The sequence below is a fragment of the Paenirhizobium cremeum genome (genome assembly GCF_047553425.1).
Taxonomy (GTDB): Bacteria; Pseudomonadota; Alphaproteobacteria; order Rhizobiales; family Rhizobiaceae; genus Allorhizobium; species Allorhizobium cremeum.
The window spans coordinates 3,472,391-3,487,439 of sequence record NZ_CP180217.1 but is presented as its reverse complement, the minus strand read 5'-3'; the positions used below and the strand labels follow the sequence as shown (position 1 = coordinate 3,487,439).

10 protein-coding genes are annotated in these 15,049 nt (G+C 61.6%); 6 read left to right on the top strand and 4 right to left on the bottom strand.

The features are described 5' to 3' along the window. Window positions 1–274: 274 nt before the first annotated feature. The gene (rocF, locus tag ACLBKR_RS16915; RefSeq protein WP_414899747.1) at window positions 275–1,213 is read right to left on the bottom strand and encodes an arginase; all 939 of its coding nucleotides are present in this window, start codon (window positions 1,211–1,213) and stop codon (window positions 275–277) included. 125 nt (window positions 1,214–1,338) lie between these two features. Here rocF and ACLBKR_RS16910 point away from each other — a divergent pair, with 125 nt between their 5' ends. Further along, complete coding sequence (locus ACLBKR_RS16910; protein WP_112830391.1) at window positions 1,339–1,764, top strand: Lrp/AsnC family transcriptional regulator; 426 nt, start codon at window positions 1,339–1,341, stop codon at window positions 1,762–1,764. Window positions 1,765–1,818: 54 nt separating this feature from the next. Here ACLBKR_RS16910 and ACLBKR_RS16905 read toward each other — a convergent pair whose 3' ends face one another. From ACLBKR_RS16905 to ACLBKR_RS16895, 3 genes are all read right to left on the bottom strand, one after another. Then, window positions 1,819–5,976 (bottom strand): translocation/assembly module TamB domain-containing protein, encoded by a 4,158-nt coding sequence (locus ACLBKR_RS16905; protein WP_113425524.1) that lies wholly within the window; start codon window positions 5,974–5,976, stop codon window positions 1,819–1,821. A 31-nt stretch (window positions 5,977–6,007) separates the two neighbouring features. Continuing rightward, entirely contained in the window at window positions 6,008–7,933 is a 1,926-nt protein-coding gene (locus ACLBKR_RS16900; protein WP_414899744.1) for an autotransporter assembly complex protein TamA, read from the bottom strand. Between the two features lie 154 nt (window positions 7,934–8,087). Next, window positions 8,088–8,354 (bottom strand): YMGG-like glycine zipper-containing protein, encoded by a 267-nt coding sequence (locus tag ACLBKR_RS16895; RefSeq protein WP_112830388.1) that lies wholly within the window; start codon window positions 8,352–8,354, stop codon window positions 8,088–8,090. 303 nt (window positions 8,355–8,657) lie between these two features. Between ACLBKR_RS16895 and ACLBKR_RS16890 the strand changes: the two genes are divergently transcribed. From ACLBKR_RS16890 to ACLBKR_RS16870, 5 genes are all read left to right on the top strand, one after another. Further along, complete coding sequence (locus tag ACLBKR_RS16890; RefSeq protein WP_112830387.1) at window positions 8,658–9,146, top strand: (2Fe-2S)-binding protein; 489 nt, start codon at window positions 8,658–8,660, stop codon at window positions 9,144–9,146. 84 nt (window positions 9,147–9,230) lie between these two features. Further along, a complete protein-coding gene (locus ACLBKR_RS16885; protein WP_113338210.1) occupies window positions 9,231–11,579 on the top strand; it encodes a xanthine dehydrogenase family protein molybdopterin-binding subunit in 2,349 nt (782 codons plus the stop codon). Window positions 11,580–11,594: 15 nt separating this feature from the next. Continuing rightward, the gene (locus ACLBKR_RS16880) at window positions 11,595–12,395 is read left to right on the top strand and encodes an FAD binding domain-containing protein (protein WP_113338211.1); all 801 of its coding nucleotides are present in this window, start codon (window positions 11,595–11,597) and stop codon (window positions 12,393–12,395) included. A 224-nt stretch (window positions 12,396–12,619) separates the two neighbouring features. Continuing rightward, window positions 12,620–13,834, top strand: coding sequence for a 5-aminolevulinate synthase (gene hemA, locus ACLBKR_RS16875; RefSeq protein WP_113486180.1), 1,215 nt, complete (start codon window positions 12,620–12,622; stop codon window positions 13,832–13,834). Window positions 13,835–13,912: 78 nt separating this feature from the next. Beyond that, window positions 13,913–15,034, top strand: coding sequence for a serine hydrolase domain-containing protein (locus ACLBKR_RS16870; RefSeq protein ID WP_113447405.1), 1,122 nt, complete (start codon window positions 13,913–13,915; stop codon window positions 15,032–15,034). Window positions 15,035–15,049 lie beyond the last annotated feature (15 nt).

The following is a 15,049-nucleotide window of genomic DNA, read 5'->3' as shown; positions in this document are numbered from 1 at the left end:
ATATTTTTTCAGGTATAAATTTAATTCACTGCTCGCGTTAATATTTCATCCTTAGCGCGCATAATTTTTCGATAATCGCCCAGGTGGCTGAAAAGGGTGCAGGCGCCGTATCCCGCTCGATCGGCTCGATCAAGACCCCGATCGGGTTTCACTGACATCCCCTTTGATCCCTGACATACATGTCGTTACGTCAGTGCGAAATCTGGCGGTTTGTCTTCGTGGTGCTGGGGTATCCGATCCCGGACGATGGGGATGTCCGGGATCTCCTGGCCGGTCAGGCGGCACGGGTGGGGCGGTCCAGGACGCGGCGGCCGAAAAGACTCGCCGCCAGTTCGACCATCACACGGGCACTCTTGCCCCGATCATCAAGAAAGGGATTGAGTTCAACCAGATCGAGGGAGGAGACGAGCCCGCTGTCGTGCAGCGTTTCCATGACGAGGTGGGCCTCGCGGAAGGTGGCTCCTCCCGGCACGGTGGTGCCGACGCCCGGCGCAACATCCGGATCGAGGAAATCCACGTCAAGGCTGACATGCAGCAGGCCGTTGGCGTCGGAGACCTCGGCGATGATGCGGCGCACGATCGCTCCTATGCCCTCCTCGTCGATGGCGCGCATGTCGAAAACCTTGACGCCGTTTTTCATGATCGCCACCCGTTCCTCGTCATCGACGGACCGGATGCCGACCTGGTAGACGTGCTTCGGATCGACGAGAGGACGGCCGCCTGGCAGGATGGGCGCGAACTCGGCCTTGCCGCAGAAGAATGCGACCGGCATGCCGTGCATGTTGCCGGAAGGCGAGGTCTCAGGAGAATTGAAATCGGCGTGGGCGTCCAACCACAGCACATAGAGCGGACGGCCGAGTTCCGCGGCATGGCGCGCCATGCCCGAAACGCTGCCCATCGAAAGGCTGTGATCGCCGCCGAGAAGGATGGGAACGGTTCCGGCACGGGCCGCCTGGTAGGTGTGCTCGTCCAGCGCGCGCGTGAAGGCGGCGACGACGGGCAGATGCCGGGCGTTTTGATGGCGAGGGAGGTCCGTCGCAGGCGCCGGACGCAGGTCGCCGATATCGGTGACGGCATAGCCGAGTTCGCCGAGTGCGTGGCCGATGCCGGCGATGCGCAGCGCAGCCGGCCCCATGGCGCAACCACCACGACCGGAGCCTTCTTCAAGGGGAACGCCAATGAGTGTTGCCGCCTTCTTTTCTGTCATCCGCATCTCCTTCGGAACTGGCGCTGAAAGCCGGAATTCTTGCCGAGGTCGCCGTTGGCAAAAAGATGGAAAATCGTCGGAAAGTCAGTTAAATTGCGCAAAGTGCAGAACTTGATTGACAGAATGTACGTATGGATGATCTCGATCGCGATATCCTCGGCGCTTTGCGCCACAATGCAAGGATTTCCGCCTCGTCTCTGGCGGCGATGACGGGCGCATCGCGTGCGACGGTGGCTGCGCGCATCGAGCGGATGGTGGCGGATGGCACGATCGCGGCCTTCACGATCCGGACCGGCAGCGAGATCAGGCCGGCCGGCGTCAGGGCGATTGCGATGATCGAAGTCATCGGCAAGTTTGCCGATCGGGTGGCCCATCAGCTGCGGGGTCTGCCGCAGGTCAGGGCGCTCCACAGCACCAATGGCCGATGGGATTTCATCGCCGAACTGGAGGATCGCGACCTTGCTTCGTTCGACGAGACCCTGCGGCGCATACGCCTGATCGAGGGTATAAATACGACGGAATCGAGTATTCTGCTGAAGTCCAGCAAGGTCGGTTGAGACGAGGGCGGGGACAGCGATCGAACGATGCTCTCCCGATCGACGTCGTCCCGATCAATATTCTTTTTCGTAAAAGATACCGCCACCCGCGCCTTCCGCTCCCGCTTCGCCCTTCAGCTTCACGCCGCGGCCGACGTCGAGGTTGATGACGGCCTTGCTCTGACCCGAGCCGCTTTGCTGCAGCTCGATATAGGTGCGGTTATTCAGGTATTTGCCGGCGCTGACATTGGTCTGGCCGGTCTCGTCGGTGGAAATATCGAGGTCGTCCACACCGAGTGTGGAGCGCAGGCTCTGGAAAAGCGAGGTCGAGCGGCCGCCGGCGAGCTGGCTTGCCGCGTCGGCGAGCTGGGCGATCTGCAGAGCGGAGAGGCGTGACATCGACTGGCCGAAGATCAGCTGTGCCAGAATTTCGTCCTGTGGCAATGCGGGAGAGGAGGAGAAGGAAACCGCTGGATCGTTGGCGAAACCGGCTATCTTGATGGTGATCGTGGTGGTGCCCGATGTCGTGCTGGCTTCCATGTCGAGGATCGGAATGAGACCGCCGCCGAAGGTGATCGTGCCTTCGGTGAATTCCAGCCGCTTGGTCAGGATAGACATGCGGCCGCGCCTCAGATCGAAGGCGCCGGAGACATTTGGCGCTGCCGCCGTTCCGGTGACCCGCACCGTACCACCGAGTTCTGCATCGATCCCGCGCCCGCGCACAAAGATCTGCGTCGGCGACGAAACGGTGAGATCCAGCGCAATGGTGGAGGAGGAGCCGTGCTCTTCGCTCTTGGTGACCTTGGCCATCTGGCTCCTGACGGCAGCCGGCGCGTTCTTGTGCCGGATATCGAGCTGGGAAAGACTGGCGGGCAATTTCTCAGGGATGGTGATCGCGGTCCTGGAAAGTGAAATGGTTCCAGAAAGCACGGGATTGTTGAGCAGCGGTCCCTTGAGGGCAAGTTTGCCGTCGGCCGTGCTGGCGACCATCGTTCCGTCGACATAGACGGCTTTGTCCAGCGTGATGGCGATATCGGCCGGCAGCCCCGGTGCACGGATGTCGATTGTGCCGCTGCCGGAAATGCGACCGCCGCTTGCCAGTTTGCCGGTGAGTTCGGTGATGTCCGCCCGGTCGCCGCGAAGGCTGACTGTGGCGGCCAGCTGTTCGAGCGCAAGGTTGCGGCGGACATCGATCAGTCTAGCGCCGGCGGTTCTCGCCGTACCGTTGATTTCGGGCGCGCCGGCATTGCCGGTAATGGCCACATCGGCTGTGGCATTGCCCTCGAGCACCAGGCCTTGGCCGGAGAGGATGCTTCCCAGGGCTGCGAAGGACAGGTTGCCGGTGAATTTCATGTTGATCGGCCGGCTTCCGGCCAGCCCCAACGTTCCCCCGCCGGCAAAGGCCAACCCCTGCTGGCCGGTGACCCTGGTGTCGAGGGAAAGATTCTGATCCTTGAACTCGCCGTTCGCGGAGACGGAGAAAGTGCCGATGCCGGACGACCTGGTTTGCGCGATACCGGCATTTGCCCAGTCGAGACGATAGGCGAGAGCGGGGGCGGCGGTCGGACCCTTGACCGTCAACGTGCCGGATATGACGCCCTCCGGCGATAGGTTCGGTGCTGCCTTTGCCGCCAGCGAGGCCGGTAGCCGGTCAAGCGTTACGGTCAGATCAAGCTCGTGACCGGCGCTGCCCTTGATGTCGACCGAGCCACTGCCGGCGACGATCGTGGCCGTCCTGATGGTCAAGGTTCCTTCGCTCAGGCGCAGTGCGGCCGGCCGCGCGAGTTTCAGGGAGATGCCACTGGGTGTCGCGGACGCCTTGTCGAGAGCGATAGCCATCCCGCCCTCCTGCTGCTCGACGCTGCCTGTCACGACAAGAGGACTCGCATCGTAGCGGGCGTTCAGATCGAAAGCGGTACGGCTGCCCTGACGGTTGAAGGAAAGATTGGGATTCTCGACCCGGTTCGTCCCGCTCTTGACCTCGGCCGCGGAGATTGTTCCCTCGACCGCGAAAGCGGCGAGATCGGAGATATTCAGCCGCAGGTCGGGCTTGGCTACCGCAAGGGTGTCCCGCTTGAGATTTGAGCCGGAAGCGGCGATCTGCGCGGCCAGCTTTCCGTTATTTTCCTGCAGGGCGATCGTGCCCTTGAGATCACCGGCCGCCGTCTGTCCGGCGAAGGCAGCGAGCAGGCCGATGTCAGGAAAATCGAATGTCAGGTTCCCCGACGGCAGGAAAGCGGGTGAAAAGGCGATTGCGCCGTCCAGCCTGTTGCTGCCGACGGTGATGTTCAGGGCCGGAATGGCGGAGCGGCCATTTTCGGCAACGAGATCCGCCGTGCCCTGTACCTGCTGTTCGTCGATACGGCCGGCCATCCGCAGGGTTCCCTTCGGAGCTGTCTTGTCCGCCGTGCCCTCGACATCGACCGTGAAGCCCTCAAGCTTGCGGCCCGCGACCGTTGCAGCGTCGCTTCGGAGCGAAAGACGGGCAATCAGCGCCTCCAAAGGTCCGCTTGCGGCGAGCGAGAAATCGGAGGGCCCGGTGGTGTTTTCTACGATCGCGCCGATATCGGCAATGCGGCCGGCGAGATCGGCGGTCAGCTTTTTTTCCGCGTCGAGTTCGATATTGCCCGTGGCTTCCCCAAGATTGGTGGTGATCTTCAGGTTGTTCAGCCTGATATCCTGCGGAAGATTGTAGTTGAGGTTGCCAGAGACGCGGATGGTGTCGCGCAGCTTGGCGGCGACGGCATCCGGAAGAATGCCGGGAATGCCGAAGAGTTCGAAGCGGCCGGTCAGGCGCTTGTCCTCAAGCGCATATTGACCGACCACGGTGCCCCCTATGCTGGCGCTCTCGATGGTGGCGGCCTCCAGCCCGACCGCGGTTGCGGCAAGTACGATCGGCGCCTTCAACGTCATCGGCGCCTGCAGGAGACGGTTGAGTTCGGCGTTGACAAACTGCATGCCGGTCAGGGTCACCATCGTTTCGATGCGGCCGGTCATGTTCGTCAGGTTGAAGGCCCTGCTCTTCGCCTCCAGGGCAAGCCCGGCGAATTCGCCTTGGGCGGCCTTCACCTTGTCCAGCTTGGCGGACATTTCGAAGAGGGCGGCGTCGGCACGGCCGCGCAGCGAGAGGCTCGCTTCCCGGATGGCTGCAGTGACGGCTTCTCCATTGCTTTCATAGCTGAAATCGACGGGGCCTTTCAGTCCAGTGAGCTCGGCCGAAAGATCATTTTCTCCTTCGGGATCATAACGCCCTGATGCGGAAAGGGAGAGCGCTCCGGTCGACAAGGCGCCACGGTCGATCTGGATTGCGCCATTGCGGGTGAGGCTCGCATCGAGATCGATTGTCGTTTCGTCGGCAAAGGGCGGCCGCAATCCCGGTGGGAGTATGGCATCGAACCGGCCGCCGCCCTCGACCAGAATGCGGCGGGTGCCATCGGTTGATTGTCGGTGGGTCGCCTGGACGGCGAGGGTAGGCCGTCCATCGAGCTTTGCAGCAATCTTTCCTTGCCAGTCGGACAGCGGTCCGTCACCGTCGACGGTCAGATCGACAGCGGGTGCGCCCGGCAACTTCAGCAGGTTGGCGAGGAGCCCGCCGGAAGGTTCCGCGAGATTGGCGGCGACCTGCAGACGGTTCTTTGCGGGTGCGTAAACGAAATCGGCACGCAGGCTTGTTTCAGGTGAGCCGGGACGCTGTGCCTCGATGTGCGCGGTTATCGTGTCGCCGGAAGCCCTGCCGGAACCGGTGAGAGAGAGACGGACGTCCCGACTTGCAAGCGCGGCACCGATATCGATCGCCGGCAGCTCCAGTTTCTTGATGGCAATCGCGACCGGCAGGGAAAATCCGCCGTCGTTTTGGGTCTGTCCGGCGGATACGACAGGCGGGCGGTCGATCTTCACCCTGTCTGCGGCCAGGCGCAGGGCCCGGAAGGTGCCCGATAGAAGATCCAGCGGGGTCCAGTCGAGCGCCAGATTGTCGATCTCCGCATAGACGCCCTCGCCATCGGCGATCGCCAGGTGCTCGACGCGCAGTGCGCCTGTCAGCAGTGGCCCGGCACCGTCGATGGTGATGCGTCGCTCGGGTGTCGAAAGCATGGCCGAGAGCCAGTTGGTGACCATGCCGGCGCCGGCCGTCGTGAAGCCGCCGAACAGGATCGCGACGATGGCGAGCGCAAGCGTTCCGCCTGCCGTATAGGCGAACAATCGACGGATCCATATGATCAGGCGCTTCAGCATCCGGGTTTCGTCTTCCTGTCGTGACGGTCCATCAGAAACTCTGCCCGATCCCGGCATAAATGCCGTATTGGCTGCCGCCGTCATAGCGGTCGAGCGGCATGGCGACATCAAGTCTCAATGGTCCGAATGGCGTCATATAGCGCAGGCCTATGCCCGCTCCCATGCGCAGATCGGAGAAATCCGGAAAATTCGCCGTCGAGACGCTGCCGATGTCGAGAAAAGGCACGATTCCGATCCTCTCCGTGATGTTCACCCGCGCCTCGAAGGAGCCAAGGGCATAAGAACGACCGCCCGTTGCGTCGTCATTGTCGTTATAGGGAGAAATCTCCTGGTAGGCGTAACCCCGCACCGAGCCTCCGCCTCCGGCAAAAAAGCGGCGCGTCGCCGGAATGGCTTTCAGGTCGCCGGCGCCGAGCAGGGTTCCGGCCGACAGTTTCGCGGCAAGAACCACGTGATCTTCCGCACCGATGCCGTAATAGCCGGAGACCGAGCCTTCGAAGGACGAAAAGAAGGTGCTCCCGGTGATCTCGTAGCTCGGGATCGCAGTCAGCGATGCATAGTAGCCCTCGGTCGGGTTGAGCTTGTTGTCTCGCGTATCGCGAATATAGCCGATGGGGAGCCCGAATGTCAGGTAGCTGTTATTGCCGAAGGCGTCGTCGATGTCGTCATAGGTCAGCGAAAGACCGCCGCTGACGGTATCGTAGTCACTGATCTCGTAGGCGAGGGTGACCTTTCCGGCAATGGAATTCGCGTCGTAGGAATCCGTGGTGAGCGTCGTACCCTTGATGCTGGCTTCCAGCGTCGCGGACGGGAAGAAGGCACCGGGCTTTATGAAGGTTATGCCGGCGGAATAGTCGAGGTCGTCGATGATGTTTCCGTCGCCGAGGCCACTGACCGTTCCTTCCAGCCGCAGCGATTCCGCCTGGCCGAAGAGGTTGCGATGGCCCCAATAGCCCTGCAGACCGAGGCCGTCGATCGAGGACATGCTGGCGCCGAAACCGAAATAGCGGTGCTTGCCTTCCGATACGATAATTCCGAGCGGCAGCGTGCCATCGCTCGCGAGCTTGTCGGCTTGCTCGATGGTCACGCTGGAGAATACGCCGAGCACGCGGAGCCGCTCGCCGGCCTTGCGCAACTGCTCGGGCGAATATTGCTGGCCCGGCTGGAGCCGCGAATATCGGCGGATGAAGGCCTCGTCGACCTTGCGGGCACCCTTGACGACAATCGGTCCAAGCGGCGCCACGGGACCGGCCTCGGCGGCAAGTACGACGTCGATGGTGTTCGTCTCGTGATCGGCGACCACCTCGCGTTTCGTCAGCTCCGCCAGCGGCCTGCCTTCTGCCTTCAGGTCGTCCACGATCTTGTTGCCGGCTTTCAGAATCACCAGCGAGCCGGCCGGACCGCCGGTGCGAAGATCGTATGCGGTCGGGTCGAGCCGCGCGGCATCCCCCTCCAGCCTGACGTCGCCGAGTGTGAAGAGAGGGCCGGGGTCGATTCTGACGGAGACCGGAACCGGAGCCGAGCGATCGAAGGACGGATTCGGCGGCAGCAGGTCGAGATTCTGACCCGCGACGGTGACTGTGACAACTCCGCCGTAACGGGCATTTTCGTAAAGAGTTGCGATCAGCCGGTCCCGGTCGTCGCGCGCCTTGATGACCACGCCGAGATCTCCGGAAACCGGTTTTTTCTCGTCGCTGACGAGGAGCGAAGTGCGGTTCAGTGCGTCGGCGAGTTCCTTGTCGGAACTGTCGGTATCGAAAGAGACGGTATAGCGGACGGGATCGAGGACTGTGACCTCCGCTTCGTCGTCACCGAAGATGGTAATGCCAAAAATCTTGAATGCGTAGGCTTCGTCGGCAAAGACCAGCGAAAAGCAGAGGATTGCAGCAAGCGTGAATGCAGTGCCAGCCGTCCGAAACGCGATACGTCCTATCGGTGGTCTCAATCTACTCGGCATGCACTACTTTGCTCAAAAACGGGATCGGCCGTACGGACAATTCCGCTCAACCCTCTCCAGTTTAGACGCAAATGACCGGATGGGACATACTTTTTAGAGAAAAACGAATCAAGGAGAGGGGCCGGACAATGCCGGACCCTCCCTATATCGGACCTCAGTAGCCGCCGCGCGGGCACGAGTCGATGTAGCGGCGACCGTAGCGGTCGCGGTAGTAGCACTGGCCGGGCTGGTCTGCCACATTGCCGATGACGGCGCCGGACACGCCACCAATGGCGGCACCTACGGCTGCACCCCGGACGTCGCCGGTAATTGCTCCGCCGATGATTGCGCCCGAAGCCGCGCCGATGGCAGCGCCCTTTTCGGTCTGCGTGCAGCCTGCGACCGAAAGGCCGAGCAGTACGAGCACAAGAGCTTTTTTCATGCGTTTCTTCTCCACTGGTTACGCGTCCGGAAAAACCGGCCCCTGCATCGGTCGTGCCCGTTTCGCAGGCATTGTCATGACGACCGTGCCTGCAGAATAGCCGTCAAATCGGGAAAGTCCATGGAGATCAAAGTCGAGGACGCGGCTCCAGTCCAGGACATGCTTGGGGTTTCAATAATGTGGGCCGCTTTTGTTGCGCCGCGAAATATAATTTTCGGACATGCATTAAAGTACAGGTTGAAGATGATGTGAAAAAGTCAAATGATGCTCCTCGTGTCCGGGAGAGACACGAGGAGGAACAATATGGCAAAAGTAACGCTGACGGTGAACGGCCGTTCGGTGAGCGGTGAGTGCGAGGATCGAACGCTGCTCGTGCATTTCATTCGTGAAAAGCTCGGCCTGACCGGAACCCATGTCGGTTGCGACACGACCCAGTGCGGCACCTGCGTGGTGCATATGGATGGCAGATCGGTGAAGAGCTGTTCGATCCTGGCGGTACAGGCATCCGGCTCGACCATCACCACCATCGAGGGATTGGCGAGCGGTGGCGATCTTCATCCGGTTCAGGCGGCCTTCAAGGAACATCATGGTCTGCAATGCGGTTTCTGCACGCCGGGCATGGTGATGACGGCCGTGGACATGATTAACCGCCATGGCGGCCACCTCGACGAAGCGACGGTTCGCCACGAACTCGAAGGCAATATCTGTCGTTGCACCGGCTACCACAACATCGTCAAGGCGGTGCTGGCAGCCAATGCGGAAATGCATGGCAGACGGCAGGCTGCCGAATAATCGTTTCATCCTCCGGCCGGACGTCGTGGTTGAGGAGCCGCGACGAAGGGATTTTCGGGCCGGGAACGCCATCGGGAGGAAATCATGGGTGTTGAGGGAATTGGTGCGCGCGTGGCGCGCAAGGAAGACAAGCGCTTCCTGACAGGCAAGGGCCGGTATACGGACGACATGGTCGTGCCGGGAATGAAATATGCGTACTTCGTGCGTTCACCCTATGCCCATGCCAGGATCAAGGGCGTGGACGCATCCGCCGCCAAGGCGATGCCCGGCGTGATCGACGTTCTGGACGGCAGGCAACTGCTGGCGGACGGCATCGGCAACCTGATCTGCGGCTGGATGATCCATTCCAAGGATGGATCGCCGATGAAGATGGGCGCCTGGCGGCCGTTGGCGCACGAGACGGTGCGCTATGTCGGCGATGCCGTCGCGGTCGTGGTGGCCGATAGCGCCGCGGAAGCCCATGATGCCGCGGAAGCGGTGGTGGTCGATTACGAAGAATTGCCTGTCGTGACCGAGGCGCCCGAAGCCCTGAAGCCTGGTGCGCCGCAACTGCATCCGGAGGCGCCCGGCAATCTGATCTTCGACTGGGAAATCGGCGACAGCGCCGCAACGGACCAGGCCATTGCTTCCGCGGCGCACGTCACCGAGATCGAGATCCACAACAACCGCCTTTCGCCCAATCCGATGGAGCCGCGCGCGGCACTCGGCATCTATGATGCGGCCGAAGATCACTATACCTGCTATACGACGAGCCAGAACCCGCATGTTGCGCGTCTGGTGATGAGCGCCTTCTACAACGTCGCGCCGGAACACAAGTTGCGCGTCATCGCTCCCGATGTCGGCGGTGGCTTCGGCTCGAAAATCTATATCTATCCTGAGGAGATCGTCTGTCTCTGGGCATCGAAGAAGACCGGCGTGCCGGTCAAGTGGACCTCCGATCGCACGGAGGCCTTCCTGACGGACGCTCATGGCCGTGACCACGTGTCCAAGGTCAAGATGGCCTTCGACAAGGACAACCGGATCATTGGCCTCAAGGTCGACACCATCGCCAATCTCGGCGCCTACATGTCGCTCTTTTCGTCGGCGGTGCCGACCTATCTCTATGCGACGCTGCTTTCGGGCCAATATGCGATCCCGACGATCCACGCTAATGTCCGGACCGTCTATACCAATACGGCGCCGGTCGATGCTTATCGCGGCGCGGGCCGGCCGGAGGCGACCTACCTCCTGGAGCGGACGATGGAAACGGCCGCGCGCGAACTCGGTGTTTCTCCAGCCGAACTGCGGCGGCAGAATTTCGTCCGCACCTTCCCGCACCAGACGCCTGTCATCATGAATTATGACGCTGGCGACTACGATGCTTCGCTGGAGGCGGCGATGGCTGCGGCCGACTGGGCAGGTTTCCCTGCACGGCGGGCGGAGGCGGCCGCGCGTGGCAAGAGGCGCGGCATCGGCATGAGCTGCTACATCGAGGCCTGCGGTATCGCACCGTCCCAGGCGGTGGGTTCGCTCGGCGCTGGCGTCGGCCTTTGGGAATCGGCTGAAGTGAGGGTCAATGCCGTCGGAACTGTTGAAGTGCTGACCGGGTCGCACAGTCACGGCCAGGGGCACGAGACGACTTTTGCGCAGCTCGTTTCCGACCGGCTCGGAGTGCCGATCGACAATGTTTCCATTGTTCACGGCGATACCGACAAGGTACAGATGGGCATGGGAACCTATGGTTCCCGCTCCGGGGCGGTTGGCATGTCCGCGATCGTCAAGGCGCTCGACAAGGTCGAGGCCAAGGCCAAGAAGATTGCCGCCCATCTGATGGAAGCAGACGAACGCGATATCGTCATCGAAAACGGCGAACTGAAGGTGGCCGGCACCGACAAGACGCTGCCGTGGTTCCAGGTGGCGCTCGCCGCCTATACCGCGCACAATCTGCCGGCAGGCATGGAGCCCGGATTGAAAGAAGGAGCGTTCTACGATCCTTCCAACTTCACCTTCCCGGCCGGCTGTTACATCTGCGAGGTCGAGGTGGACCCGGAAACGGGCAAGACCACGATTGAGAAGTTCGTCGCGGCCGACGATTTCGGAAATATCATCAATCCGATGATCGTCGAGGGACAGGTGCACGGCGGTATTGCTCAGGGCATCGGGCAGGCGCTGCTCGAAGGCGTTCACTACGATCCGTCGAACGGGCAGCTCCTGACGGCAAGCTACATGGACTATGCCATGCCCCGTGCCGACGATCTGCCCTCCTTTGTGGTGTCGCACCAGAACACTCCATGTCCGGGCAATCCGCTCGGTATCAAGGGCTGTGGCGAGGCCGGCGCCATCGGTTCTCCGCCAGCGCTCATCAACGCCATCACGGATGCCATCGGGAACAACAGGCTCAACATGCCCGCCACGCCGAATGCGGTCTGGTCAGCGCTGCAGGCCGCGGAATAAGAGGGAGGACGTTTCATGCAGCTTTATCCAACCAGCTATCATCGCGCCTCTTCCCTGGAGGAAGCGGGCCGGCTTCTTTCCGGAGCCGATGACGGCAAGTACATCGCCGGCGGTCAGACGCTGATCGCGACGCTGAAGCAGCGGCTCGCGCAACCGTCCGACCTGATCGATCTTCGGCATATTCCCGTGCTCAAGGGAATTTCCGTCGATGGACGGTCGGTCACCATCGGCGCCGGCGTCACTCATGCCGAGGTGGCGGAATCGAGTCTTATCCGCTCGGTCTGTCCGGCCCTATGCCATCTCGCCTCATTGATCGGTGATCCGCACGTCCGTCATCTCGGCACGATCGGCGGATCGATCGCCAATGACGACCCGGCGGCCGATTATCCGGCGGCGATGCTCGGGCTCGGCGCAACCATCGTTACCGATCGCCGTGAGATCGGGGCGGACGACTTCTTTGTCGATCTCTTCGAGACGGCGTTGCAGGAGGGCGAGATCATTACGGCCGTCCGGTTCACGGCGCCGGAACGGGCGGCCTATGCCAAGTTTTCTAACCCGGCTTCCCGGTTTGCCATGACCGGGGTTTTCGTCGCGAAAGGCCCGGCCGGCGTGCGGCTTGCCGTGACCGGCGCGGGTTCGAACGGCGTGTTCCGACATGCGGGGCTGGAGGAGGCGCTTGCGCGCGACTGGTCACCGGGCGCGATTGCCGATGTCGTAATTGATTCGTCGGATCTGATGTCGGACCTGCATTGCACGGCCGAGTATCGCGCCAATCTCGTGAAAGTGATGGCCAAACGCGCGGTCGGGGCCTCGTGATGTCGCCTGAAACGGGCCACTGCAGGAAAGGGCGGCCGCGGCCGCCCTTTTTTCTCCTGCTTGACGCAGATCAAGTTTGAAATGGAGACGATCGATTAGCACTTCTCTGGAAAGATTCTCAAAGCCGCGCCTTTTGTCGCAGTTTAGAATGAATTTACAAAGCCGGGGTTGACCGCCGACGCGTTGGATCCCAAAAGGGAAATAGCAGGCTGGAGTTTTTGACGATGGATTTCGAGGCGTTTTTCAAGAGCCAACTGGAAGGCCTTCACGAAGAAGGGCGTTACCGGGTTTTTGCGGATCTTGAGCGGCAGCAGGGCAATTTCCCCCGCGCCACGCGCTATACCCAGGACGGTCAGCACGACGTTACCGTCTGGTGTTCCAACGACTATCTGGGCATGGGCCAGAACCCGGCCGTGATCGAGGCGATGAAGTCGGCCATCGATCACTGTGGCGCGGGTGCGGGAGGCACCCGGAATATTTCTGGCACCAATCATTACCACGTCCTTCTGGAGCGTGAACTCGCCGACTTGCACGGCAAGGAATCCGCGCTGATCTTCACCTCCGGCTATATTTCCAACTGGGCGACGCTCGGTACGCTTGGCCAGAAGATCCCCGGACTCATCATCTTCTCCGATGCGCTCAACCACGCATCGATGATCGAAGGTATCCGCTATGCGAAGTGCGAGCGGGTGATCTGGAAACATAACGATCTCAAGGACCTCGAAGCCAAGCTGGCGGCGGCCGACCCCAGGGCGCCGAAGCTCATCGCCTTCGAATCGGTCTACTCGATGGATGGCGATATCGCCCCGATCAAGGAAATCTGCGATCTCGCCGACAAGTACGGCGCGATGACCTATCTCGACGAGGTGCATGCTGTCGGCATGTACGGTCCGCGCGGTGGCGGTGTTGCCGAACGCGAAGGCCTGATGGATCGCCTGACGATCATCGAAGGCACGCTCGGCAAGGCCTTCGGCGTGATGGGCGGTTACATCGCGGCTTCTAATGCGCTTTGCGATTTTATCCGTTCCTTTGCATCCGGATTCATCTTCACGACAGCGCTGCCGCCGTCGCTGGCTGCCGGCGCGGTCGCTTCGATCCGTCATCTGAAGTCGAGCCAGATCGAGCGTTTCGCTCATCAGGAACGGGTGCGGCGCCTGCGTTCCATGCTCGATGCCCGTGGCATTCCGCACATGCCGAACCCGAGCCACATCGTTCCGGTGATGGTCGGCGATGCGGCCAAGTGCAAGTGGATCTCCGACATCCTGCTCGACAACTTCAACATCTACGTGCAGCCGATCAACTATCCGACCGTGCCGAAGAAGACGGAGCGCCTGCGCATTACCCCGACACCGCTGCATTCGGATGCCGATATCGATCATCTGGTCGGTGCGCTGCATCAGTTGTGGTCGCGTTGCGCGCTTGCCCGGGCTGTTGCTTGATCCTTTATTCGATCGCTGTCATTTCGATGCGGACCATGGAAACATGGTCCGCATTTTTCGTTTCATGGATTTTCAGGAATGACTGTTGCAGATCGTGTCGACCGGATGATCGATCATGCTGTCGAACAGGAGCGCATCACCGGCGCCGTGGTGCTGGTCTATCGGAACGGCGAACCTCTGCTGCGGCGCGCGGCTGGTTTTTCGGACCGCGAAGCCGGTATCCCCATGCAGATCGACAGCATCTTCCGCTATTCTTCCATCACCAAGCCGATCGTGGCGACAACGGCGCTGGCGATGGTCGATGCGGGCCTGTTCGGGTTAGACGACCGGGTTTCGGAATACCTGCCATGGTTTCGGCCGAAAACCGCCGATGGGGCCGAGGCGGCGATCACCGTTCGTCATCTTCTCACCCACACATCCGGTCTCGTTTATAATCCGGGGCTGGAACTCTTGCCCGCCGACCGGGCGATTACGCTTGGGATATCCGATACGGAGCTCGGGCTGGAGGAAAATTTCGCGCGCCACAACGATATTCCGCTCGCCTTTGCGCCTGGCGAACGCTGGGCTTATTCCTTCGCGACGGACATTCTCGGCGGTGTGGTCGCCGCCGTGCATGGCGGCAGCCTCGAAGCAGCCGTGGTTCACTATGTCGCCGGTCCTCTCGGGATGCACGATGCGCGCTTTCACGTGACCGATCCCGGCCGTCTCACCGTGGCTTACGGAGACGGCCCGTCGCGGCCTGTCCGCATGTCCGATCCCTGGGTTGCCGGAGAAGATGCAGGCTGGAGGGCCGTCTTTTCCCCTTCACGGATCTTCAATCCCAAGGCTTTCCAGTCAGGCGGGGCCGGCATGGCGGGCACGGCGGACGACCTTCTCAAGCTTCTGGAAACGCTTCGCACCGGCGGTGCGCCGATCCTGAAACCCGAAACCGCCATAGCCGGCCTTTCCAACCAGATCGGGAATATCGAGGGTGAGCCCGGCTCACGCTTCGGGTTCTTTGGCGCGGTGATTACCGATCCCCGCGAGGCAGGAACCGCGCTGCCGCCCGGAGCGGTCCAATGGGGCGGCGTCTACGGCAACACATGGTTCATCGATCCGGCCGAAGGTCTGACGGTCGTCAGCATGACGAACACGGCCCTTGAGGGTTGCATGGGTTTTTATCCCGAGATGCTGCGACGTGCGGTCTATGGCCGCCGCTGAACAGCTTGCGCGGCG

What these genes read in the sequence shown, in the direction of transcription:
- ACLBKR_RS16905 (WP_113425524.1), bottom strand. Translation starts at nt 5,976, where the DNA reads ATGCTGAAGCGCCTGATCATATGGATCCGTCGATTGTTCGCCTATACG.
- ACLBKR_RS16870 (WP_113447405.1), top strand. Translation starts at nt 13,913, where the DNA reads ATGACTGTTGCAGATCGTGTCGACCGGATGATCGATCATGCTGTCGAA.
- hemA (WP_113486180.1), top strand. Translation starts at nt 12,620, where the DNA reads ATGGATTTCGAGGCGTTTTTCAAGAGCCAACTGGAAGGCCTTCACGAA.
- rocF (WP_414899747.1), bottom strand. Translation starts at nt 1,213, where the DNA reads ATGCGGATGACAGAAAAGAAGGCGGCAACACTCATTGGCGTTCCCCTT.
- ACLBKR_RS16895 (WP_112830388.1), bottom strand. Translation starts at nt 8,354, where the DNA reads ATGAAAAAAGCTCTTGTGCTCGTACTGCTCGGCCTTTCGGTCGCAGGC.
- ACLBKR_RS16900 (WP_414899744.1), bottom strand. Translation starts at nt 7,933, where the DNA reads ATGCCGAGTAGATTGAGACCACCGATAGGACGTATCGCGTTTCGGACG.
- ACLBKR_RS16885 (WP_113338210.1), top strand. Translation starts at nt 9,231, where the DNA reads ATGGGTGTTGAGGGAATTGGTGCGCGCGTGGCGCGCAAGGAAGACAAG.
- ACLBKR_RS16890 (WP_112830387.1), top strand. Translation starts at nt 8,658, where the DNA reads ATGGCAAAAGTAACGCTGACGGTGAACGGCCGTTCGGTGAGCGGTGAG.
- ACLBKR_RS16910 (WP_112830391.1), top strand. Translation starts at nt 1,339, where the DNA reads ATGGATGATCTCGATCGCGATATCCTCGGCGCTTTGCGCCACAATGCA.
- ACLBKR_RS16880 (WP_113338211.1), top strand. Translation starts at nt 11,595, where the DNA reads ATGCAGCTTTATCCAACCAGCTATCATCGCGCCTCTTCCCTGGAGGAA.